This is a genomic window from Geodermatophilus tzadiensis (assembly GCF_003002915.1).
Classification (GTDB): Bacteria; Actinomycetota; Actinomycetes; order Mycobacteriales; family Geodermatophilaceae; genus Geodermatophilus; species Geodermatophilus tzadiensis.
In genome coordinates, this window is the sequence record NZ_PVTG01000006.1 from 76,461 (window position 1) to 97,821 (window position 21,361).

Sequence of the window (21,361 nt, forward strand, 5' to 3'; positions counted from 1 at the left end):
TGGTGTTCTCGATGGGGTCAGGCGTGCTGCTCGCCGCTCTGGTCGTGCTGTGGTTCGTGGTGCTGGTGCCCATGGTGGTGACCCGCGACACCTCGTCGACCCGTGCGGAGGTCGCCGAGGGCCGGACGCTGCAGCGCCGGCGGGCCGGTGACCCGGTCCGCTCCGCGGCGACCGAGCGGGTCTCGGTCGACCGGGAGACGCTGCGCCGCACCGGCGAGCTGCGGGTCGACGTGCACGCCGTCCGCCGGCGTGTGCTGACCGGGCTGGTGGCGCTGACGGTGCTCGCGGTGGCCGGCGCGCTGCTCGTCTCGCCGTGGCTGTGGCTGCTGCAGGGGCTGCTCGACGTCGCGCTGGTCGGCTACCTGGTGGTGCTGCGCGCCGCCGTCCGCCGCGAGCAGGCCGCCGCCCGCCGGGCCGCCCGCGCCGCCGCCCGGGTGCGCCCCGCCGCCCGGCCGGCCCCGCGGCCGGTCGCCGAGCCGCTGCACGCCGAGCCCGTGGTCGAGGAGGTCGTCCACTCCACCGTCGGCCTGCCGCACCCGAGCCTGCCGCTCGCCCCGGTGCACCCGCTGCGCCCCGGCCGCGTCGTCGCCGCCCGCACGCCGGCACCGGCCGGCTGGCAGGACAGCGCCGTCGTGGGCCTCGACGACGACGACATCGGCTTCGCCGACGTCGACCTCTACCAGCCGCGCGTCGTCAACGGTTGAGAGAGGACCTCCCTGCCCCCGCCACTCGCAGGCTCGCGGCGGGACCCTGCAGGGGGGCCACCCACCGGCGCCGCCCCCGTCGCGGCGCCGGGGCGGGCGGGCGGTAAGCTCGTCCGCGTCGGGGCTGTAGCGCAGTCCGGTAGCGCACCTCGTTCGCATCGAGGGGGTCAGGGGTTCGAATCCCCTCAGCTCCACCCGCCCCACCTCAGGCCGGGCCCACCGCGGGCCCGGCCTGACGTGTCTCCGGGGCCGTCCGCGCCGGCCGTCACCCCCCCGACTCACCCGGTCGGGTGACCCCTCCGCCGTCGCGCTCATGGCTCGCGCCGGGACGCCCGATGCCTGCTGTGTCCAGCACGCAGACCCCTCTGCGTCCCCTCACGTGAAGGAGGCATCGTGCGCGTCTCCCTGCGCCGCGGTCGCCGATCCGTGCTGGCCGGCGCGGTCCCCGTGGGTCTGGTGCTGAGCATGGCGCTCACCTGGAGCTCGACCCACGCGGCCTTCTCGGCCAGCACGGCCAACCCGGGCAACTCCTGGCAGACCGGCAGCGTCGCGCTGGCCGACAACGACAGCAACACGGCCCTGTTCCAGAGTGCCGTCGAGACCGGCCTCGTCCCCGGTGCCACGAGGTCCCGCTGCATCCGCCTCGACTACACCGGCGACGTCCCCGCCGACATCCGGATGTACGTCGGCACGCCGGCCGGCGGCGCCACCACCCTGGACGGCTACCTCGTGATGAGCGTGGAGCGCGGGCAGAACGTGACCGCGTCGACCACGGTGGCGCCGGACTGCACCGCCGGGTTCACCCAGAACGCCACCCGGACGTTCCTGTTCAACACCCGGCAGGCCAACGACCCCCTCGCCGACCAGGCGGCCACGCTCACCGCGCTGCGCACCCGCGCCGACTACACCACCGGGCTGTCGCTGGGCACCCCGGTCGCCCCGGGCACGTCGCTGACCCTGCGCATCTCCTACCTGGTCAAGGACGACAACAACGCGCAGCGGTCCCGCTCCGACGCCACCATCACGTGGGAAGCGCGCAACACGTGACCACGCCTCCCGCTCCCTCGTGGCCGGCCCGGGCGGCGGCCACCGCCCGGATCGCCGTCGCGGTCGTCCTGGTGGCCCTCGCCGGCCTCGGTGTCCTGGCCCTGGCGCCCCGGCTCGTCGGCTTCGAGGGCCACGTGGTGGTCTCCGGCTCGATGGCACCGCAGCTCGCCGAGGGCGACGTGGTGCTGACCCGGCCGGTCGCCGTGCCGGACCTCGAGTCGGGGCAGATCCTGCTGTTCCCCGACCCCTCGGGGGCCGACCGGCTCGTGGTGCACCGGCTGGTGTCCTTCGACGAGCAGGGCGCCCTGGTCACCCGGGGCGACGCCAACCAGAGCAACGACACCACGCACGTGCCGGCGGCCAGCGTCATCGGCCAGGTGCAGCTGCGGGTGCCCTACATCGGCCTCCCCGCGTACTGGCGGGCCGAGGGCCGGTGGGGCCCGATCGCGGCGACCGCCGTCCTGCTCGCCGCGGCCGCCGTCGTCGCCGCCGGCCGGTCCGGCGGCGGCCGGGGCCGCACCACCGCCGACCGCGCCCCCGCACCGCGGGGCCGCACCACCGCCGACCGGCTCGGCGCCCCGGTCGCGGGCACCGCCGGCTGACCCGTCGCCCGCCCCGCTCAACAACCGCGCCCCGGAGCCGATGACACCAGGAGGCCGGTACCGCGCCGGGGAGGAGGACAGCGTGCGCCGAGCACCGCAGACCGCTCCCCGGCGTGCCACCGGCGGCGGCCGCGTCGCCGCCTGGCTGGTCGGCGCCGCCCTGTTCGCCGCCCTCGCCGCCGAGGGGCTGCCGGTCGGCACCACCCCCGCGGCCGCCGGCACCAGCGCGGTCAGCCTGGTCGACGACCGCGGCGGCGCCGCGCTGTTCCGCTCCACCGGCCTGACCCCCGGGCGCACCGAGACCGCCTGCGTCGCCCTCGCGGTCACCGGGTCGGCCGAGTCGCTCGGCGAGGTCGAGCTCAGCGCCACGGGCACCGGCGGCGACCTCGCCCCGTACCTGCGGGTCGGCATCGAGGCCGGCACCCTCGCCGACCCGGCCCGGTGCGCCACCTTCACGGGCGTCCCCGTCTGGAGCGGGACGCTCGCCGAGGTGCCCACCGACGCCACCGCCGGCATCCCGACGGGCTGGCGGCCGGACGCGGCGTCCCGGGCCGTCTTCCGGCTCACCGTCTCCGTCCCCGACGACCCCCGGGCGCAGGGCCGCCGCGCCGCGGCCACCTTCGTCTGGGCGCTCGACGTCGAACCCCACCCGCCGGCACCGGAGCCGACCCCGGAGCCCACGCCGTCCGCGGTCCCGGCCCGCACGCCGGTGCCGCCACCGGAACCCACGCCCACGCCGACGCCCACCCCGGAGCCGACGCCGGAGGTGCTCCCCGTGCCTCCGCCGGAGCCGACCCCCACCCCGGAGGTCCCGAGCCCGACGCCGTCGCCGCCGGACGACCCGCCGCGGACCGGTGACGTCGTCCAGGCCGAGCCGCTGGCGGCCCCGCCGGCGACGGTCGCCGAGGCGGTCGCCGAGGCGGTCGCGGAGGTGGCCGCCGCGGTGGGGGAGACCGCGGTCGCCGTGGCCCAGGACGGCCAGTTCCCCCTCGCGCTGGTGGGCGGGGTGGTCGGCTTCCTCTTCGTCCAGGGCCGGCTCGACCAGCGGGACCCCAAGCTGGCGCTGGCCCGGGTCAGCTCCGACGTGCACGACTTCCAGGACTTCCCCCGAACGCCGAGGACCACGACATGAGCCAGGCATCCTCGTCCGCGCCGCAGGACCTCGACCTCCTGCCGCTGGCCGACCGGCTGCGGTGGCTGCTCGCCGTCCGCACCGGCCTGGTCGTGGCCCTGCCCCTGGCGGCCTGGCCGCTCACGCGGACGGCGGAGACGCTGCCCCTCGAGTACCTCGTGGCGCCCGGGGTGGCGCTGCTGGCGTTCGGGCTGCTGCTGCAGAGGCTGTCGGGCCGGGGACGCCGGTGGGCGGTCCTGGCGATCACCGTGCCGGTCATGCTCGACGCCGTGCACCTCGGGTGGGCGCTCTACGTCACCGGGGGCATCGGCAGCCCCGTCGTCTACGTGATCGTGCTGCACGTGCTGGCCGTCTCGCTGCTGAGCTCCTTCCGCAGCGGCCTGAAGCTGGCGCTGTGGCACTCGCTCGTCGTCATGTGCGTGCTCGAGGGCATCACCACCGGCTCGCTGCCCGCGCGCGGCGTCGAGGGCTTCGACGCGGTCACCTACAGCGTCTTCCTGGCCGTGGTGTGGGTGACGGCGGTGACCACCGCCGTCCTCGGCGCGGTCAACGAGCGCGAGCTGCGGCGCCGCCGCTACGACGAGGAGGCGCTGCGCCGGCTGGCCGCGGCGCTGCACGAGGCGGAGAGCACCTCCGCGGTGGCCGAGGCCCTGCTCGACTTCACCGTCGACGCGGCCGACGCCGCGATCGCCGCGGTGCACTGCCACGTGCCGGCCGGCCAGGCCGGTCCCCCCGTCGACCTGGCACTGCGGCGGCGCGGGGACGGCGAGGTGGAGGTGCTGCGGGACGTCGGCGCGCCCGCCGAGGGCTCCCTGCTCGACGACGTCGGCCGCCACGGCAGCACGTTCCTCGCCGCGATGACCGCCCCCGACCCCTGGGTCGACGAGGTGCTCGACGGCGCCCGCCGCGTCGTGGCCATCCCGTTCGGGCTCGACGGCCAGGGCAGCGGCGTGCTCACCTTCACCGACGACGCCCGCACCGGGTCGCGCATCCAGCAGCGCCGGGTGGGCGTGGCCGAGCAGGCCGTGGCCCACGCCGCGACCGCCTTCGCCCGCGTGGCGCTGCTCGAGCACCTGCAGCGCAGCGCGCTCACCGACGGCCTCACCGGGGTGTCCAACCGCCGGGCCTTCGACGCCGCGCTGGACCGCGAGCTGTCGCTCGCCGCCCGCACCGACGCGCCGCTGGCGGTGCTGATCTTCGACCTCGACCACTTCAAGAAGCTCAACGACACCTTCGGCCACCAGGCCGGCGACGACGTCCTGCGCGGCGTCGGCGCGGCGCTGCGGTCGAGCGCGCGGCTCGGCGACGTCGTCGCCCGCTACGGCGGCGAGGAGTTCGCCGTGGTCATGCCCGGCGCGGAGGCCGACGACGCCATCGCGTTCGCGCGGCGCATCCGCAGGGTCCTGGCCGACGTCGAGGCGCCGCGCACGATCACCGCGAGCGTCGGCATCGCCTGCCAGCGCGGGGCCGGGTTGCCCGCCGCCGAGCTGCTCGGCGCCGCGGACACGGCCCTGTACGCGTCGAAGGCCGGCGGCCGCGACCAGGCCCGCATGGCCGGCGTCGAGGGGCCGGTCAGCGGGGTCCAGGTCGAGGACCCGGTCGTGCCGGTGCAGTACCCGTGGCAGGAGACGGCCGCGGCGCACTGAGCGCCGGCACGGGTCCTCCCTCCGGGGAGGGCCCGTGCAGCGGCCGCTCAAGTCGGCAGGGTCCGCGGCCGATGCACCGTCGAGGACCCCCGCCACCGGGCGGGACCGGACGGAGGACGGCGATGACACGGTCGAGGCGCCCGCGGCGGCTGCCCCGCCACGCGCTCGCCGCCGTCGTCAGCGCCCTGGCCCTCCTGGCCCTGACGGTGCTGCTGCCCGGCGCCTCCGCGCGGTTCACCGCGGTGACCGGCAACCCGGCCGGCGCCTGGGCCACCGACGGCGTGGCCCCTCCGACCGGGCTGACGGCGGTCCAGACCTGCACCCGGACGCCCATCACGTTCCGCGGTGCCGCCTCGTCGACGAGCCAGTCACCACTCACCCTCAGCCCTCCCGCCACGACCCAGGTGGGCGACGTCCTGGTGGCCCAGGTCTCCTACTACGGGGCCTCGACGATCAGCGCGACCGGCGACTGGACCCTCCTGTTCACGGACACGAGCGGCGGACTCGTGACCTCCGCCGTCTACCACAAGGTCGCCACGGGCACCGACACCGCGACCTTCACCCGTCCCGAGTCCAGCCCCGGGGACATGGTGGGCGGGATCCTCGCCTACGGCGGCGTCGACCGGAGCAGCCCCGTCGCCGTCTCCGCCCGGGTCACGAGTGCCGGTGAGACGGCCACCCTGCCGGCGGTGACGACGACGGTGAAGGACACGATGGTCGTGTACCTCCTGGCCAAGCGGGTCGCGCCGTTCCCGACGCCGGGGGGCCTCCGGGAACGCTGGAAGCTCAGCTCCGACAGCGAGGGCGTCACCGCGGCGGACGAGTCCTTCGTCGGGCCGGGGACGACACCGTCCCGCTCCACCGCGCTGGCCGGCTCCACCACCGAGTACGTCGCCCAGACGATCGCCCTGCGTCCCGTGCCCCCCGTGGTCGAGGCGTCCCTGTCCTGGACGGCCAGCCCCAGCACGTGGGCGACCGGCTACCGCCTCGAGCGCAGCTCCGGCGGCACGGTGCAGTCGACCCGGTCGATCACGCCGGTGGAGACGACGTCCGCCACCGAGGGGCCGCTGGTCAACGGCACCGCGTACTCCTTCCGCCTGTGGGCCCACCGCGGCACCTGGACCTCCAGCGTGGTCACCGCGCCGCTGACGCCCTCCTGCTGACGCCGCCCCACCTCCCTCGGCTCCTCCCTCCGGGGGAGGGCCCGCACGGCCGCTCAAGTCGGCCCGGGGCGCGGCCGATGGACGGCGAGGACCCCGCCACCGGGCGGGACCCGGACGGAGGACGGCGATGACACGGTCGAGGCGCCCGCGGCGGCTGCCCCGCCGCGCGCTTGCCGCCACCGCCGGCGCCCTCGCCCTCCTGGTCCTCACGGTGGTGTTCCCCGGCGCCTCCGCGCGGTTCACAGCGGTGACGGCCAACCCCGCCGGTGTCTGGACCACCGACGGCGTGGCGGCGCCGACCGGCTTCTCGGCGGCCACGGCCTGCGTGACCACACCCATCGTCTTCCGTGACGTGACGACCGCCACCGGCACCGAGGTGCTCACGCTGCCGGTCCCCGCCGGCACGGCGGCCGGCGACCTGCTGGTGGTCCACATCACCCACAACTGGACCGGGGCGCCCTTCAGCACCCCTGCCGGGTGGACCCACGTCCGCACCGACAGCAGCGGGAACGCGATCATCTCCGCCCTCTACTGGAAGAAGGCGGCGGGGGAGTCGAGCGCGACGTTCAGCTTCCCCACGGGCAGCTCCGTCAGGATGGGCGGCGCCCTGGCGGCCTACACCGGCGCCGACACCACCACGCCCGTCGACGCCCACACCGGCCAGGCCGGCACCGGGACGACGGCCACCACCCCCGCGGTGACCACCGCGACCGCCGGCACCCTGGTGCTGCGGTTGATCAGCCACGCCGCCCAGCCCTCCCCGGCGCCGACCGGCACGACCCCGCGGTGGGCCGTCGGCCCGGTGTCCGGCCTGGGCGGGTACAGCGCCGGCGAGGAGCAGGTCGCCGGCGCCGGTCCGGTGTCCTCCCGGTCCTCGCCGTCGACCGGGACCTCAGCGGCCTGGGTGGGGCAGACGGTGGCGCTGCGGCGGGCCCCCGGCACGCCGTCGGCGTCCCTGTCCTGGACGGCCAGCCCCAGCACGTGGGCGACCGGCTACCGCCTCGAGCGCAGCTCCGGCGGCACGGTGCAGTCGACCCGGTCGATCACGCCGGTGGAGACGACGTCCGCCACCGAGGGGCCGCTGGTCAACGGCACCGCGTACTCCTTCCGCCTGTGGGCCCACCGCGGCACCTGGACCTCCAGCGTGGTCACCGCCTCGCTGACGCCCTCCTGCTGACGCCGCCGGGTCGGGACGGATCGACAGCGCGGCGCCGCCGACTTCGTCAACCCACGCGGTGGCGACCTCCCCGCCGCGGGCCCGCGAGCGGCCTACCGTTCGTGCCCGTGGCACCAGGGGAGCGTCCGGTCGCCCTCCTGCGGGAGGCGCTGGCCGTCGAGGTGCTGCTCGACGCCACCTGGCACCCGGCCTTGCTGCTCGGCTGGCGGCACGACGGTCCCGACGACGCCCGGCTGCGGGTCCGCCTGGACTGGGACGGCGCCCCGCGGGTGCTCTGGGTGCCGCTGACGCTTGTGCGGCTGCCCGTGCCCGGCGCCGTCCCGGCACCCCGGCGGTCCTCACCCGCGCTGCCGGCGCCGCACCGGGCCGCGCACCCCCCGGTCCGCCGGGCGGCCCCCTCCCCGCCCGCCTCGCCGCTCCCCTCCCCGCCGGCCGTCCCGCCGGCCGCCGAGCTGCGGCTGCAGGTCGAGCTGCTCAAGCTCCAGGCCGGCGTGCGCGAGGAGCGCCGCCGCGTGGTCGTCGTCCTCGAGGGCAGCCGCGACGCCGGCCAGCAGGGCATCGCCACCGCGCTCGTCGAGCACCTCGACCCGCGGTGGGCGCGGGTGGTGACCGACGCTCCCGACGGCACCGCGCCGCTGCCCCCGCCGGGCGGGATCCTGGTCGCCGACCGGTGCTGGTGCGGCCCGGCCCCGGTGGCGGTCGACGAGCTCGTCGCGCGCGAGCGGGCGCTCGTCGCCGGCGGCGTGCAGCTGGTCAAGCTGTGGTGCTCGGTGCGGCGTCCCGACACCGATCCCGTCGCCGAGGCCGCGCTGGTCGGCGCCACCTCGACCCCCGGCGCGCCGTGGACGGTGCTGGCCGCCGACGACGAGCCGCGGGCCCGGCTGGCGGCACTGCGGCACGTGCTGACGGCGGTGGACTACCGCGGCCGCGACGACGACGTCCTCGGCCCGCCCGACCCGCTGCTGGTGGCCGCGGTGCCCGCCCGCCCGTGAGCCCGGCCGCGCGCGGCTAGGGCCGGCCCGCGCCGCGGAAGTCGGGCCGGCGCTTCTCGACGAACGCGCGCACGCCCTCGCGTCCCTCCGGGTCGGCGGCCGACTCGGCGATCAGCCGCGCCTCGTCGTCCAGCTGCTCCTCCAGGGTCCGGATCGCCGCCCGCCGCACCAGCCCCCGGGTGCGCACCATCGCGCGCACCGGCCCCGCCGCCACCCGGTGGGCCAGGGCGACGGCTGCCTCGCGCAGGTCCTCGTCCTCGACCAGCCGCGCGACCAGCCCGAACTGGTGGGCCTCGGCGGCGGTGAGCGCGCCGTCGGTCAGCATCAGCTCCAGCGCGCGCGGCGCGCCCAGCGCCCGGGTGAGCGCCCACGAGCTGCCGCCGTCGGGGGAGAAGCCCAGTGCGCCGTAGGCGGGGCGGAACTTCGTCGAGCGGGCGCAGACGACGACGTCGCAGGCCCCCACCAGCCCGACGGCCGCGCCGGCCACCGCGCCCTGCACCCCGGCAACCACCGGCACCGGGCTGTAGAGCAGCCGGCGCACCACCTCGTGCCAGTCGTGCGCCAGCCGGCCGACGAAGGCGCCGGGGTCCTCGGCGCCGGCGAAGGAACGCACGTCACCGCCCACGCAGAACCGCTCGCCGTTGCCCAGCAGCAGCACCGTCCGGGTCTCCTCGGGGCGGGCGGCCAGCGCGGCGGTGAGCTGCTCGGCCATGGCCGGGTCGAGCGCGTTGCCGGCCTCGGGCCGGTCCAGCGTGATCGTCCAGACGTCCCCGTCGAGCGCGGTGAGGACGCGGGGGCGGTCGGTGGTGGTCATCGTCGTCCTCCCGGAGCCGGTGGCGACCACCGTAGGGCCCGGCCGCGCGCCACCTCAGAACCAGGAGGGGAACCACATCCGCAGCAGCCACTCGGCGTGCGAGAGCGGCCGCCCGGCCAGCACCGGGTAGAAGAACGCGAACGTGCCGGCGACGACGGCGACGTAGCCGCTCACCGCGGCCAGGCCCACCGTGCGCCGCCCCTGCGTCGCCCCGGGCCGGCCGAGGACGTCCTGCAGCACCAGCGTCACGGCGAGGACGAAGAACGGCAGCACCGGTGCGGTGTAGAAGGCGAACATGGTGCGCTCGGGGTTGAGGAACCAGGTGCCCCACCCGGCGGCCACGGCGAACGCGACCAGCACCGACGCCGGGTCGCGCCGGGCGACGATCCGCCAGAGCAGCCACACCAGGGCGGGCGCGAAGGCCAGCCAGAGGGTCGGCGTCCCCACCATGAGGATGTAGCGGATCACCTGGTCGCCGGCCTCGTCGGTGAGGCCCTGCGGGTTCCACAGCAGGATCGGTCGGCCGTTGACCAGCCAGGTCCAGGGGCCGGACTCCCACGGGTGCGGCGTCGACAGGCCGTTGTGGAAGTCCCACCACTCGACGTGCATGTGCCACCACGAGCGCAGCGCGTCGGGGACCCACGGGAACGCCGTCTTCGGGTTGCGCTGCGCCCACCAGCGGCCCTGCGCCGTCTCGCCCAGGAACCACCCGGTGAAGCTGGCCAGGTAGGTGAGCACCGGCACGGCCGCCAGCGCCCACGTCGCGCCGGGCAGGCCGCGGCGCAGGGCGGTCACGGTCGGCCGCGGGACACCGGCCTCGCGCCACGCCGCGCGGTCCCAGAACAGCGACAGCACGGCGAAGAAGGCGAGGAAGTACAGCCCGCTCCACTTGACCGAGCACGCGCAGCCGAAGAGGACCCCCGCGGCGATCCGCCAGCCGCGCGGCCCGAGCGGGGAGCCGGTGGCCGGCACCGGCAGCGACGCGCGGACGCGGGCGCGCACCCGGTCGCGGTCGACGACGAGGCAGGCGACCGCGCCGAGCACGAGGACCTGCAGGAACACGTCGAGCAGGCCGATGCGCGAGACGGTGAACTGGAAGCCGTCGAGGGCCAGGAGCAGGCCGGCGACCAGGCCCAGCAGCGTCGAGCCGGTCAGCCGCCGCGCCAGCCTCGTGAGGACGACGACGCTGAGCGCCCCGGCCACCGCGGACGGGAACCGCCAGCCGAACGAGTCGTAGCCGAACAGCTGCTCCCCGGCCGCGATCAGCCACTTCCCGAGCGGCGGGTGGACGATGAAGGTGTAGCCGCGGTTGTACTCGTGGCCCCAGGTGAGCAGGTCGTGGGCCTCGGGCGGGTAGTACGCCTCGTCGAACAGCAGCGTGTCGGGGTAGCCGATCCCGACCAGCCGGCTGACCAGCGTCAGCACGCCGAGCACCCCGGCCAGCACCCAGGACAGCAGCCGGTCGCCGGGCAGCGGCGGGGTGCGGTCGGTGCGCGGGCGGGGGAGCGGCAGGCGGCGGTGCGCGCGCGGCGGCGGGCCCGGCGGGTCCCCGGCGTCCGTGCGCTCGGGAGCCAGGACCGCCATGCGCCTCAGGGTATGTGCGCCGCCGGGGCGGGCCGGCGTGACAGGCTCGGGACGTGACCGGACGGCTGGTGCTCGGTGGTGCCCCGCTCGGCCAGCCCGGCGACGTGGGCCCGCGGCTGCGCCGGGTGATGGCCGAGGCCGACGTCCTCGCCGTCGAGGACACCCGGCGGCTGCACCGGCTGGCCACCGACCTCGAGGTGACGCTCACCGGGCGGGTCGTGACGTTCCACGAGTCGGTCGAGCGCGCCCGCCTCCCCGGGCTGCTGTCGGCGCTCGACCAGGGCCAGACCGTGCTGCTGCTCACCGACGCCGGCATGCCCTCGGTCTCCGACCCCGGCTACACGCTGGTGCGAGCGGCGATCGAGGCCGGGGCCGAGGTGACGTCGGTGCCCGGGCCGTCCGCGGTGACCACGGCGCTGGCGGTCTCGGGGCTGCCGGTGGACCGGTTCTGCTTCGAGGGCTTCCTGCCCCGCAAGGCCGGCGAGCGCCGGTCGCGGCTGGCCGGCCTGGCCGCCGAGCGCCGCACGATGGTGTTCTTCGAGTCGCCGCACCGGCTGGCCGACGCCCTCGCCGACTGCGCCGCCGCGTTCGGCGACTCCCGGGCGGCCGCGGTGTGCCGGGAGCTGACCAAGACCCACGAGGAGGTCCGCCGGGGGGAGCTGGCGGAGCTGGCCTCGTGGGCGGCCGACGGCGTGCGCGGGGAGATCACGCTCGTCGTCGCGGGGGCGTCACCCGAGCCGGTGGCGCTGTCGGCCGACGAGCTGGCCGCGCTGGTGGCGGGGGAGGAGGCCGCTGGCGCCACCCGCAAGGACGCCATCCGCGCCGTCGTCACCCGCACCGGCCTGCCCCGCCGCACCGTCTACGACGCCGTCGTCGCCACCAAGGACGCCTGACCTCCGACTGTGCGCTCGTCGGGGCCCTCGGTGCGGGCGACGCCCCGACAGGTGCACGGTCGCACCGACCTGTGGACGACGCCGACGGAGGAGCCGCCCCGTACGGCACGGTGCCGCGGTGTCCCGACCCCCGGCGCAGCCGTCGCGCCTGACCACCGGCCCGTTCCGGGGCACCACCGCGGTCACCCGGGGGTTGCTCACCGCCGACCAGCTCCGCAGCAGCGCCTGGCGGCGACTGTTCCGGGACGTCTACCTGCACCGGGACGTCCCGGTCACCCACGAGCTGCGCGCGGTGGCCGCGGCGGGGCTGCTGCTCCCCGGCGCCGTCGTCTCGGGCCGGAGCGCGGCGGTGCTCTGGGGCGTCGAGCTGGCCAGGACCGACGACGACGTCGAGCTCACGCTCCCGCCGGGACGCCACCCCGTGCGGGCCGGCGGCTTGCGCGTCCGCCGGGCCTCGCTGGCCGGGGACGACGTCGAGCGCCGCCGAGGCGTCCCGGCCACCACGCCGGAGACCACCGCCCTCGACCTGGCCCGCCAGGTGGACGGGGACGAGGCAGTGGTCGCGGTCGACCGCGTCCTGGCGTCCGGTCTCGTCGACCTCGCAGACCTCCGCGCCCGTGCGGCACGGTGCCGGGGCCGCGGGAGCGCCCGGGCGCGCGCCGTCTGTGCGCTGGCGGACGAGCGGTCCGAGTCCCCTCAGGAGACACGACTCCGCGTCCTCGTCGTCCGGTCCGGCCTACCCGTGCCGGTCCCGCAGTTCACCATCCGGGTCGGCGGCCGCTTCGTCGCTCGGGTCGACCTGGCCTGGCCGGACCTACGGGTGGCCGTCGAGTACGACGGTCGCTGGCACGGCGGGGCGGGGCAGTTCGTACGTGACCGGCAGCGGCTCAACCGGCTGCAGGAGGCGGGGTGGCGGGTGGTCTTCGTGACCGCCGAGGACCTCCACCGGCCCGGCGAGCTGGTCGCACGAGTTGACCGTGCCCTCGCGGTCGCGAGTGTGCGGTCCTCGGGCTCACCCGCCCGCAGGTGACCCCGCCGACCGCACACCCGCCCCGGGCTAGAGCCAGCCGTTGCGCTTGAAGCCGCGGTAGAGCAGCAGGCAGGCGGTGGCGATCACCAGCAGGACCATCGGGTAGCCCCACCGCCACTGCAGCTCGGGCATGAACTCGAAGTTCATCCCGTAGATGCCGGCGATCGCGGTGGGGACGGCGACGATGCCGGCCCACGCCGAGATCTTGCGCATGTCCTCGTTGTCGGCCATCGAGGTGCGCGCCAGCGACGCCTGCAGGATCGACGACAGCAGCTCGTCGAGCGAGCCCACCTGGTCGCGCACCCGGATGGCGTGGTCGAGCACGTCGCGGAAGTAGGAGCGCATCGCCTCCGGGACGACGTCGACGGGCCGCTCGGAGAGCTTCTGCAGCGGCACCTCCAGCGGCCCCACCGCCCGCCGCAGTGACATCAGCTCGCGCTTGAGCTGGTAGAGCCGGCCGATGTCGTCGGTGCGCTCCGGGCTGAACACCGACGCCTCGAGCTCGTCGACGTCGTCCTGCACCTGCTCGACGACGTCGACGAAGGTGTCGACGACGAGGTCGGCCACCGCGTACAGCACCGCCGCGGGCCCGTGGCAGAGCAGGTCGCGGTCCTCCTCCATCCGGTGCCGCAGGTCGGTCAGGTCGTTGTGGTCGCCGTGCCGCACGGTGATCACGTGGTGGGTGCCCACGAACACCATGACCTCGCCGGTGTCGACCACCTCGCTGGTGGCGGTCAGCTGCTCGTGCTCCACGTACCGCGCGGTCTTGAGCACCATGAACAGGTCGTCGTCGTAGCGCTCGAGCTTGGGCCGCTGGTGGGCGTAGACGGCGTCCTCGACGGCCAGCGGGTGCAGGTGGTAGCGGCCGGCGATCGCGTCGAGCTCGGCCTCGGTGGGCTCGAACAGCCCGAGCCACACGAACCCGCCGCGCTCGACGGCGGTGTCGAGCGCCTCCATCGGGTCCACCGGCGGCTCGCGCCGGCCCTGTACGTAGACCGCGCAGTCGACGACCGCGCCGGTGCCCTGCGGCCGGCCCCGGGGCGGCCGTGGGGCCCCGGCCGGCCGCGGTCGGGGGCTGGGCGCGTACAGCTCCGGCGCGCCCTCGGTTCGCGGGTCGCCCACCGTCTGCCTCCTCCCGTCCCGCCGGGACGGCGGGCGAGGAGAGCGTAGGCGTGCGGCGTCCGCGGCCCCGTGCCACGCTGCCTCCGGGACCGGCCGAGGACGGGCCGCTCCGTGCGCACGAGGAGGACGCCGTGGCAGCAGGGACCCGCCGGATCAAGTCCGTCGAGGACTCCATCCGCGACACCGAGGAACCCGAACACCGGCTCAAGAAGAACCTCTCCGGCCTCGACCTCGCCGTCTTCGGCGTCGGGGTGATCATCGGGACCGGCATCTTCGTGCTCACCGGCGAGGTCGCGAAGACCACCGCCGGGCCGGCCGTGGCCCTCTCGTTCGTCATCGCCGGCGTCGTCTGCGGACTGGCGGCCGTCTGCTACGCCGAGTTCGCGTCCACCGTGCCGGTGGCGGGCTCGGCGTACACGTTCTCCTACGCCACCCTCGGCGAGACGGTCGCCTGGATCATCGGCTGGGACCTCGTGCTCGAGCTGGCCCTGGGCGCCGCGACGGTCTCGGTCGGCTGGTCGGGCTACCTCAACCAGCTGCTCGGCGACCTCGGCATCCCGCTGCCGACGTCGATCGCCGGGGAGACCGCGACGGTCAACATCCCGGCCATCTTCATCGCCCTGGCGATGACCGCGGTCCTGGTGCTGGGCATCAAGCTGTCCTCACGGGTGACCAGCGTGATCGTCGCGATCAAGGTCGCCATCGTGCTGCTGGTCATCGTGCTCGGCCTCTTCTACCTGACGGCCGACAACTACACGCCGTTCGTCCCGCCGGCCGAGCCCGCCGCGGAGGGGGAGGGCGGCTGGCACGCCCCGCTCATCCAGCTGCTCGGCTTCACCCAGGGCAGCTTCGGCTGGGGCGGCGTCATCGCCGGTGCCTCGATCGTGTTCTTCGCCTTCATCGGCTTCGACATCGTCGCGACCGCCGCCGAGGAGACCAAGGACCCGCGGAAGGACCTGCCGCGCGGGATCATCGGCTCGCTGGTGGTCTGCACGCTGCTCTACGTCGCCGTCTCGCTGGTCGTCGTCGGCATGCAGCCCTACTCGGAGCTGTCCACCGAGGCACCGCTGGCCGAGGCGTTCAGCAGCGTCGGGCTGTCCTTCGTCTCCAGCGTCATCTCCCTCGGCGCGCTGGCCGGCCTGACGTCGGTCGTCATGATCCTCATGCTCGGGCAGTCGCGGGTGCTGTTCGCGATGAGCCGGGACCACCTGCTGCCGCCGGGCATGGCCGCCGTCCACCCGCGGTACGGCACGCCGTACAAGATCACCATCGGGACGGGGATCTTCGTGGCCCTGCTCGCCGGCTTCCTGCCGCTGGGGACGCTCGCCGAGCTGGTCAACATCGGCACGCTGTTCGCCTTCGTGCTCGTCTCGCTCGGCGTCATCGTGCTGCGGCGCACCCGGCCCGACCTGCACCGCGCCTTCCGGGTGCCGCTGGTCCCGCTCCTGCCGATCGCCTCGGCGCTGGCCTGCTTCTACCTGATGCTGAACCTCCCGGCCGACACCTGGGTCCGGTTCGCCGTCTGGATGGTGCTGGGGGTCGCCATCTACTTCCTGTACGGACGGCGGCACAGCCGGCTCGCGGGCGCCGAGGGGGAGGCCGCGGCCGAGCGGGCGGTCGCCGACCGCGCGGCCCGCGGCGGGCGGTGATCCCCCCGGAGGGGTGAGGCGGGCTCCGGCGCACCTCCGGAGCCCGCCCCCGCGCGACGACCTGACCGGTGACCGACGTCCCCGGCCAGGAGCACACCCGTGGCGACCAGCGTCCTCGACGCCCCCCTCCCGACCACCCCCGCCGCCGCCCCCCGGTGGCCCGCGGCCGTGCTCGCGCTCGCCGCGGTGTGCGGGCTGGAGTCGCTGGCCCTGCTCGCGGTCGGGCTGACCGGGCTCGACGGGCTGCTCACCGCCACCCCGGCGCCGCCGGCGCCCGTGGTGGTCGTCGTGCTCGGCGGGCTGGCCGGCTGGATCGTCGCCTGCGCCGGCAGCGCGCTCACCGTTCTCGAGGGGCCGGGACGGCGGATGGCGGCCGTCGTCGCCGGCGCCGAGGTCGGGCTGGTCGTCGCGCTGCTCGCCGTCAGCGAGTTCACCGCGCTGCTGGACCGGCTGCCCGCTCCCGTGCCGGTCCCCGCGGCGGCGCTGCTCGCCCTCGCCGTCCCCGTCGGCAAGCTGCTGCTCGCCTCGGCGCCCTCGGTCCTCGCCTGGGCGCAGACCGCCCCGCCGCGGCAGCGGGAGCCCGAGCCGGTGGCCCACCCGCGGCTGCGGGTGCTCACCGTGGCGGTCATCGGGCTGGCGCTGTGCGGGCTGGCGGTCACCACCCCGGTGGCCGGCGAGCCGCCGGTCCCGGCCACGGCCGTCGCCGGCGGCTGACGGCCGGTCAACCGGGTGGACGCCGCCACCTAGGCTCGGGGCGTGAGTGATCGGCACATCCTGACCGCCGTCGCGTGGCCCTACGCCAACGGCCCGCGGCACATCGGCCACGTCTCCGGCTTCGGCGTCCCCTCCGACGTCTTCAGCCGCTACCAGCGGATGGCCGGCAACCGGGTGCTGATGGTCAGCGGCACCGACGAGCACGGGACCCCGATCACCGTCGCCGCCGACGCCGAGGGCGTGTCCCCGCGCGAGATCGCCGACCGCAACAACCGGCTCATCGTGGGCGACCTGCAGGCGCTGGGGTTGTCCTACGACCTGTTCACCCGGACGACGACGGCCAACCACGCCGCGATCAGCCAGGAGATCTTCCTGGGGCTGCTGAAGAACGGCTACGTCTTCCCGAAGACGACGCTCGGCGCCATCAGCCCGAGCACCGGCCGCACGCTGCCCGACCGCTACATCGAGGGCACCTGCCCCATCTGCGGTTACGACGGCGCCCGCGGCGACCAGTGCGACAACTGCGGCAACCAGCTCGACCCGGTGGACCTCATCAACCCGCGGAGCCGGATCAACGGCGAGACGCCGAGGTTCGTCGAGGAGGAGCACTACTTCCTCGACCTGCCGGCCTTCACCCGCTCGCTGGGCGACTGGCTCGACACCCGCCGCGGCTGGCGGCCCAACGTCCTCAACTTCGCGCGGAACCTGCTCACCGACCTCAAGCCGCGCAGCTACACCCGCGACATCGACTGGGGCGTGCCGGTGCCCCTCGACGGCTGGCGCGACCGCCTGGACAAGCGGATCTACGTGTGGTTCGACGCGGTCGTCGGCTACCTGTCGGCGTCCATCGAGTGGGCCCGCCGCTCCGGGGACGCCGACGCGTGGCGGCAGTGGTGGCAGACGCCGGACGCCGACGCCTACTACTTCATGGGCAAGGACAACATCGTCTTCCACGCCGAGATCTGGCCTGCTCAGCTGCTCGGCTACGACGGAGAGGGCGACAAGGGCGGCAGCCCCGGCTCGCTCGGCCGGCTGAACCTGCCCACCGAGGTGGTCTCCAGCGAGTTCCTCACCATGGAGGGGCGCAAGTTCTCCTCCTCGCGGCAGGTGGTCATCTACGTCCGCGACTTCCTGGCCCGCTACGACGCCGACGCGCTGCGCTACTTCGTCGCCGCCGCCGGGCCCGAGACCCAGGACACCGACTTCACCTGGGCGGAGTTCCTGCGCCGCAACAACGACGAGCTGGTCGCCGGCTGGGGCAACCTGGTCAACCGCACGGTGTCGATGGCGGCCAAGAACGTCGGCGCCGTCCCGACGCCGGGGGAGCTGACCGACGCCGACCGGGCCCTCCTGTCGGCCACGCAGGGCGCCTTCGGCCCGATCGGGGAGATGCTGTCGCGCAACCGGCAGAAGGCGGCGGCCACCGAGGCGATGCGGGTGGTCGGCGAGGCGAACAAGTACCTGTCCGACCAGGCGCCGTGGAAGCTCAAGGAGGACCCGGCCCGCCGCGACACGGTCCTGCACACCGCCCTGCAGGCGGTCAGCGACTGCAACGCGCTGCTCACGCCGTTCCTGCCGCACTCGGCGCAGAAGGTGCACGAGCTGCTCGGCGGCACCGGCGTGTGGTCGCCGGCCCCGCGCATCGAGGAGGTCACCGACCTCGACGACGGCTCGCCGTACCCGGTGATCACCGGCGACTACGGCGACGCGCAGGCGGTGTGGGCCTCCCGGCCGCTGCCGTCGGGGACCCCGCTGAGCCCGCCCACCCCGGTGTTCCGCAAGCTCGACGAGTCGATCGTGGCCGAGGAGCTGGCCCGGCTGGAGGACGGCGCGCAGTGAGTCGCTCGGCCGCGTCCCGCGCGAACCGGCGGGGTGAGCCGCCGCCGTCCCCGGAGCCGCTGCCGGCCCCGGCGGTCGACAGCCACACCCACCTCGACATCGTGCTGAACGGGTTCCGCACCGAGGAGCCCGCCGACGACGCGGCGGTGGACGCCGAGGTCGCCGCCGCGGCCGCCGTCGGCGTCCCCCGGCTGGTGCAGGTCGGCGTGGACGTCGCCTCCTCGCGGTGGTCGGCCGCGTTGGCGGAGCGGCACCCGCAGGTGCTCGCCGCCGTCGCCGTCCACCCCAACGAGGCCGGCGAGGGGTTGGCCGACGACGACGCGCTGGCCGAGATCGACCGGCTGGCCGCGCTGCCCCGGGTGCGCGCGGTGGGGGAGACCGGCCTGGACCGCTACCGCACCGGGCCCGAGGGCTGGGCGGCCCAGGAGGCGTCGTTCCGGGCGCACGTGCGGATCGCCAAGGAGCACGGTGTCGCGCTGGTGGTCCACGACCGCGACGCGCACGACGAGGTGCTGCGCGTGCTCGACGACGAGGGCGCGCCCGAGCACGTCGTGATGCACTGCTTCTCCGGCGACGCCGCGTTCGCGGCGGCCTGTGTCGAGCGCGGCTTCGTGCTGTCCTTCGCCGGGACGCTGACCTTCGGCAACGCCGGCTACCTGCGCGAGGCCGCGGCGGCCACCCCGGTCGGGCAGCTGCTCGTCGAGACCGACGCGCCCTTCCTCACCCCGGCGCCGCACCGCGGCCGGCCCAACGCCTCGCGGCTGGTGCCGTACACCGTCCGGGCGCTGGCCGAGGTCACCGGCGTGGAGCTCCCGCAGCTGTGCGACGCGCTCACCGGGAACGCCGAGCGCGTGTTCGGCGGCTGGTGAAGGACCCCCTGCCCCCGCACGCTCGCGCCGGGCCCCTGCAGGGGGCCGACCGATCGGACCTCACGGGCAGCCGTCCACCCGACCGGCTGAGCCGTGCGGCGATGCACACTGGTGGCGTGGGTCGCCTCATCGCCGTCGTGCTCTTCATCGCCGTCCTGGTGCCCGGCGTGCTGCTCGCGCGGGCCTGGGCCCTGGCGGCCGGCCGCCGCGCCGTCGCCTCGGCCGCGGTGGAGTTCGCGACCCCCACCCCCGAGGGGCTCGCCACGCTGCAGCGACAGGCCCAGCACGGCCGCCGGGTGCGCCGGCTGGGCCTGCTGCTCGGCGTCCTCGCCATCGTGGCCAGCGTCGTGGTGTTCGCCGAGGCGTCGGTCTTCCTGTGGCTGCCGGCCCTCGTCATCGGGCTGCTCACCGGCGTGGTGCTGGCCGAGGCCACCCGTCCGCGCCCCCGCTGGCGGCTGTCCGCCCCGCCCCGCCGCCCCCGGCGCGGGGAGCAGATCTCGCCGTGGCTGCTCTGGACGACGCGGGCCGTCGTCGTCGCCGAGGTCGCCGTCGCGGCGGTGATGTGGCAGCGCGGGGACCTGCCCGACTCGGTCGGCTGGGTGGCGGTCGTGGTGCCGCTCGTCGTGTGGCTGCTCGCCGAGGTCGCCCTGCTGCGCGCGCTGCTGCGCCCGCTGGCCGGGGAGGGCGCCGACGTGCCGGTCGACGAGGCGCTGCGCACGTGGACCGCGCACCTGGTCGCCGCAGCCACCAGCGTCCTGGCCCTCCTCCCGCTGGGTGCCCTGCTGCTGGCCGCGGGCATCGACCTCGGCGACCGGGTCACCGAGAACGTCGACCTGCTGCCGGTGGCCCTGGTCGCCGGGGGCTTCGCCGGCCTCGCCGCGGGCCTGGCCGTCGCGGTCTTCCTCGTCACCTGGCTGCGCCCCGTGAGCACCAGCGAGCGCGCGCTCGCCGGCTGACCGGCCGCCCCACCGGGGCCGTCCCCGGCCCCACGAACCGCTCCCGTCCCACCCGTCCCACGCACCCCGTCCGTCACGCACCGTGTCGGCGCGGCTCCGTGTCGACGTGTCGGCCCCCTGGTTTGCTCTCCGTGCACCTTGCACCACGCACCGCACTCGTCATGGTGCCGTGACCGACAGCCGGGGTGGGACCGACCCGGGGAGCGTCCGGCTGCCCGGGGACCCCCTGGCGCCGGCTGCTGCCCGGAGGGGGGCCCGTGCCCGGCCCCCCGACCCGTGGAAGAGCCGTGCCCAGACCGCTGAAGCTGCCCCTCCTCGCCCTGGTCCTCCTCGGACTGGTGGGCGGCTCCCTCGCCTGGTACGCCGCGCAGAAGTCGGTGACCCTGACCGTCGACGGGCAGGTCCGCGAGGTCAGCACGTACGCCGACACCGTGGGTGAGGTGCTCGAGGACGCGGGGCTGCAGACGCAGGCGCACGACGTCGTCCTCCCCGACGTCGACGCCGAGGTCGGGGACGGCGACACCGTCGTGCTCGACCGCGCCCGCCCGCTGGAGCTCACCGTCGACGGCGTCTCCAGCACCGTCTACGTGACCGCGCTGTCGGTCGACGAGGCGCTCGAGCAGCTCGGCTACCGCGGCGACGGCCTGGTGCTCTCGGCCAGCCGCAGCGAGCGGCTCCCGCTCGACGGCATGGCCCTGTCCATCTCCCGCCCCAAGGACGTCACGCTCGTCGTCGACGGCGTCACCCGCGTCGTCACCACGACCGCCGCCACGGCCGGCGACCTCCTCGCCGAGCAGGGCGTGGTCCTCGGCGGGCACGACCGCACCAGCCTCTACCCGGCGCAGCCGCTGCTGGCCGGCATGCGGCTGCAGGTCCACCGCGTGCAGGTCGGCGAGGTGACCCAGACCAGCCCCGTGCCGCACCGCACGGTGGAGACCGAGGACCCCGAGGTGTACGAGGGCGAGCGGACGGTCACCCAGGAGGGCGTGGACGGCGAGCAGAGCACCACCTTCCGGATCACCGTCGTCGACGGCGTCGAGACCGCGCGTGAGCAGGTGGGCACCGCGGTCACCGTCGCGCCGGTCGACGAGCTGGTCAGCGTGGGCACCAAGGAGCGCCCCGCGGCTGCCGCGCCCTCCGTCGCGGGCGGCGGCGTCTGGGACCAGCTGGCGCAGTGCGAGGCCGGCGGCAACTGGGCCATCAACACCGGCAACGGCTACTACGGCGGCCTGCAGTTCAGCTCCGGCACCTGGATCGCCAACGGCGGCGGCGCGTACGCGGCCAACGCCCACCTGGCGACGCGCGAGCAGCAGATCGCGGTGGCCGAGCGCGTGCAGGCCTCGCAGGGCTGGGGCGCCTGGCCGTCCTGCACCCGCCGGCTCGGCCTCCGCTGACCGGTCCGGGCGCCGAGGGGCTGCTGGGCCCGGC

Annotated in this window: 19 protein-coding genes and 1 tRNA gene; 17 read left to right on the forward strand and 3 right to left on the reverse strand. The window is 75.9% G+C overall.

All coding sequences use genetic code 11. The annotated features are described in order from the left end of the window. Positions 1–23 precede the first annotated feature (23 nt). The 9 genes from LY71_RS23420 (at position 24) to LY71_RS10125 (ending at position 8,463) form a co-directional block, all read left to right on the forward strand. Entirely contained in the window at positions 24–704 is a 681-nt protein-coding gene (locus LY71_RS23420) for a hypothetical protein (RefSeq protein WP_245887809.1), read from the forward strand. Between the two features lie 120 nt (positions 705–824). Continuing rightward, positions 825–898: transfer RNA gene (locus LY71_RS10095), tRNA-Ala, on the forward strand. A 199-nt stretch (positions 899–1,097) separates the two neighbouring features. Beyond that, entirely contained in the window at positions 1,098–1,751 is a 654-nt protein-coding gene (locus LY71_RS23100) for a hypothetical protein (protein ID WP_146146099.1), read from the forward strand. Then, positions 1,748–2,353 carry a signal peptidase I gene (locus tag LY71_RS10100; RefSeq protein WP_146146100.1) on the forward strand — a complete coding sequence of 202 codons (606 nt, stop codon included), beginning with the start codon at positions 1,748–1,750 and terminating at the stop codon, positions 2,351–2,353. Before LY71_RS23100 ends, LY71_RS10100 begins: the two co-directional genes overlap by 4 nt. 82 nt (positions 2,354–2,435) lie before the next feature. Beyond that, complete coding sequence (locus LY71_RS10105; protein ID WP_106276932.1) at positions 2,436–3,485, forward strand: hypothetical protein; 1,050 nt, start codon at positions 2,436–2,438, stop codon at positions 3,483–3,485. Continuing rightward, positions 3,482–5,131, forward strand: a complete 1,650-nt coding sequence (locus LY71_RS10110) for a GGDEF domain-containing protein (RefSeq protein WP_106276934.1) — start codon at positions 3,482–3,484, stop codon at positions 5,129–5,131. The genes LY71_RS10105 and LY71_RS10110 overlap by 4 nt, the downstream gene beginning before the upstream one ends. A 122-nt stretch (positions 5,132–5,253) precedes the next feature. Beyond that, a complete protein-coding gene (locus tag LY71_RS10115; RefSeq protein WP_106276936.1) occupies positions 5,254–6,294 on the forward strand; it encodes a hypothetical protein in 1,041 nt (346 codons plus the stop codon). Between the two features lie 127 nt (positions 6,295–6,421). Beyond that, the gene (locus LY71_RS10120) at positions 6,422–7,471 is read left to right on the forward strand and encodes a fibronectin type III domain-containing protein (RefSeq protein WP_106276938.1); all 1,050 of its coding nucleotides are present in this window, start codon (positions 6,422–6,424) and stop codon (positions 7,469–7,471) included. A 107-nt stretch (positions 7,472–7,578) separates the two neighbouring features. Further along, the gene (locus tag LY71_RS10125; protein ID WP_106276940.1) at positions 7,579–8,463 is read left to right on the forward strand and encodes a polyphosphate kinase 2 family protein; all 885 of its coding nucleotides are present in this window, start codon (positions 7,579–7,581) and stop codon (positions 8,461–8,463) included. Positions 8,464–8,479: 16 nt separating this feature from the next. Here LY71_RS10125 and LY71_RS10130 read toward each other — a convergent pair whose 3' ends face one another. Next, a complete protein-coding gene (locus tag LY71_RS10130) occupies positions 8,480–9,277 on the reverse strand; it encodes an enoyl-CoA hydratase/isomerase family protein (protein WP_106276942.1) in 798 nt (265 codons plus the stop codon). Positions 9,278–9,331: 54 nt separating this feature from the next. Then, on the reverse strand, positions 9,332–10,861 hold the full coding sequence (locus LY71_RS10135) for a dolichyl-phosphate-mannose--protein mannosyltransferase (RefSeq protein WP_106276944.1): 1,530 nt from the start codon (positions 10,859–10,861) through the stop codon (positions 9,332–9,334). Between the two features lie 53 nt (positions 10,862–10,914). Between LY71_RS10135 and rsmI the strand changes: the two genes are divergently transcribed. Then, the gene (rsmI, locus tag LY71_RS10140; RefSeq protein ID WP_106276946.1) at positions 10,915–11,754 is read left to right on the forward strand and encodes a 16S rRNA (cytidine(1402)-2'-O)-methyltransferase; all 840 of its coding nucleotides are present in this window, start codon (positions 10,915–10,917) and stop codon (positions 11,752–11,754) included. Between the two features lie 118 nt (positions 11,755–11,872). Then, entirely contained in the window at positions 11,873–12,784 is a 912-nt protein-coding gene (locus tag LY71_RS10145) for a type IV toxin-antitoxin system AbiEi family antitoxin (RefSeq protein WP_106276948.1), read from the forward strand. 27 nt (positions 12,785–12,811) lie between these two features. Here LY71_RS10145 and corA read toward each other — a convergent pair whose 3' ends face one another. Further along, entirely contained in the window at positions 12,812–13,906 is a 1,095-nt protein-coding gene (gene corA, locus LY71_RS10150) for a magnesium/cobalt transporter CorA (protein WP_106276949.1), read from the reverse strand. Positions 13,907–14,037: 131 nt separating this feature from the next. Here corA and LY71_RS10155 point away from each other — a divergent pair, with 131 nt between their 5' ends. The 6 genes from LY71_RS10155 to LY71_RS24440 all read left to right on the forward strand — a co-directional run bounded on the left by LY71_RS10155 (position 14,038) and on the right by LY71_RS24440 (position 21,327). Continuing rightward, the gene (locus LY71_RS10155) at positions 14,038–15,555 is read left to right on the forward strand and encodes an amino acid permease (protein WP_106277194.1); all 1,518 of its coding nucleotides are present in this window, start codon (positions 14,038–14,040) and stop codon (positions 15,553–15,555) included. 99 nt (positions 15,556–15,654) lie between these two features. Continuing rightward, positions 15,655–16,269, forward strand: coding sequence for a hypothetical protein (locus LY71_RS10160; RefSeq protein ID WP_106276951.1), 615 nt, complete (start codon positions 15,655–15,657; stop codon positions 16,267–16,269). 42 nt (positions 16,270–16,311) lie between these two features. Beyond that, complete coding sequence (metG, locus tag LY71_RS10165) at positions 16,312–18,108, forward strand: methionine--tRNA ligase (RefSeq protein WP_106276953.1); 1,797 nt, start codon at positions 16,312–16,314, stop codon at positions 18,106–18,108. Then, the gene (locus LY71_RS10170; RefSeq protein ID WP_106276955.1) at positions 18,105–18,977 is read left to right on the forward strand and encodes a TatD family hydrolase; all 873 of its coding nucleotides are present in this window, start codon (positions 18,105–18,107) and stop codon (positions 18,975–18,977) included. The genes metG and LY71_RS10170 overlap by 4 nt, the downstream gene beginning before the upstream one ends. 116 nt (positions 18,978–19,093) lie before the next feature. Then, positions 19,094–19,933: a hypothetical protein gene (locus LY71_RS10175; protein WP_106276957.1), complete on the forward strand. Its 840-nt coding sequence runs from the start codon at positions 19,094–19,096 to the stop codon at positions 19,931–19,933. Positions 19,934–20,220: 287 nt separating this feature from the next. After that, positions 20,221–21,327 carry a resuscitation-promoting factor gene (locus LY71_RS24440; RefSeq protein ID WP_106276959.1) on the forward strand — a complete coding sequence of 369 codons (1,107 nt, stop codon included), beginning with the start codon at positions 20,221–20,223 and terminating at the stop codon, positions 21,325–21,327. Positions 21,328–21,361 lie beyond the last annotated feature (34 nt).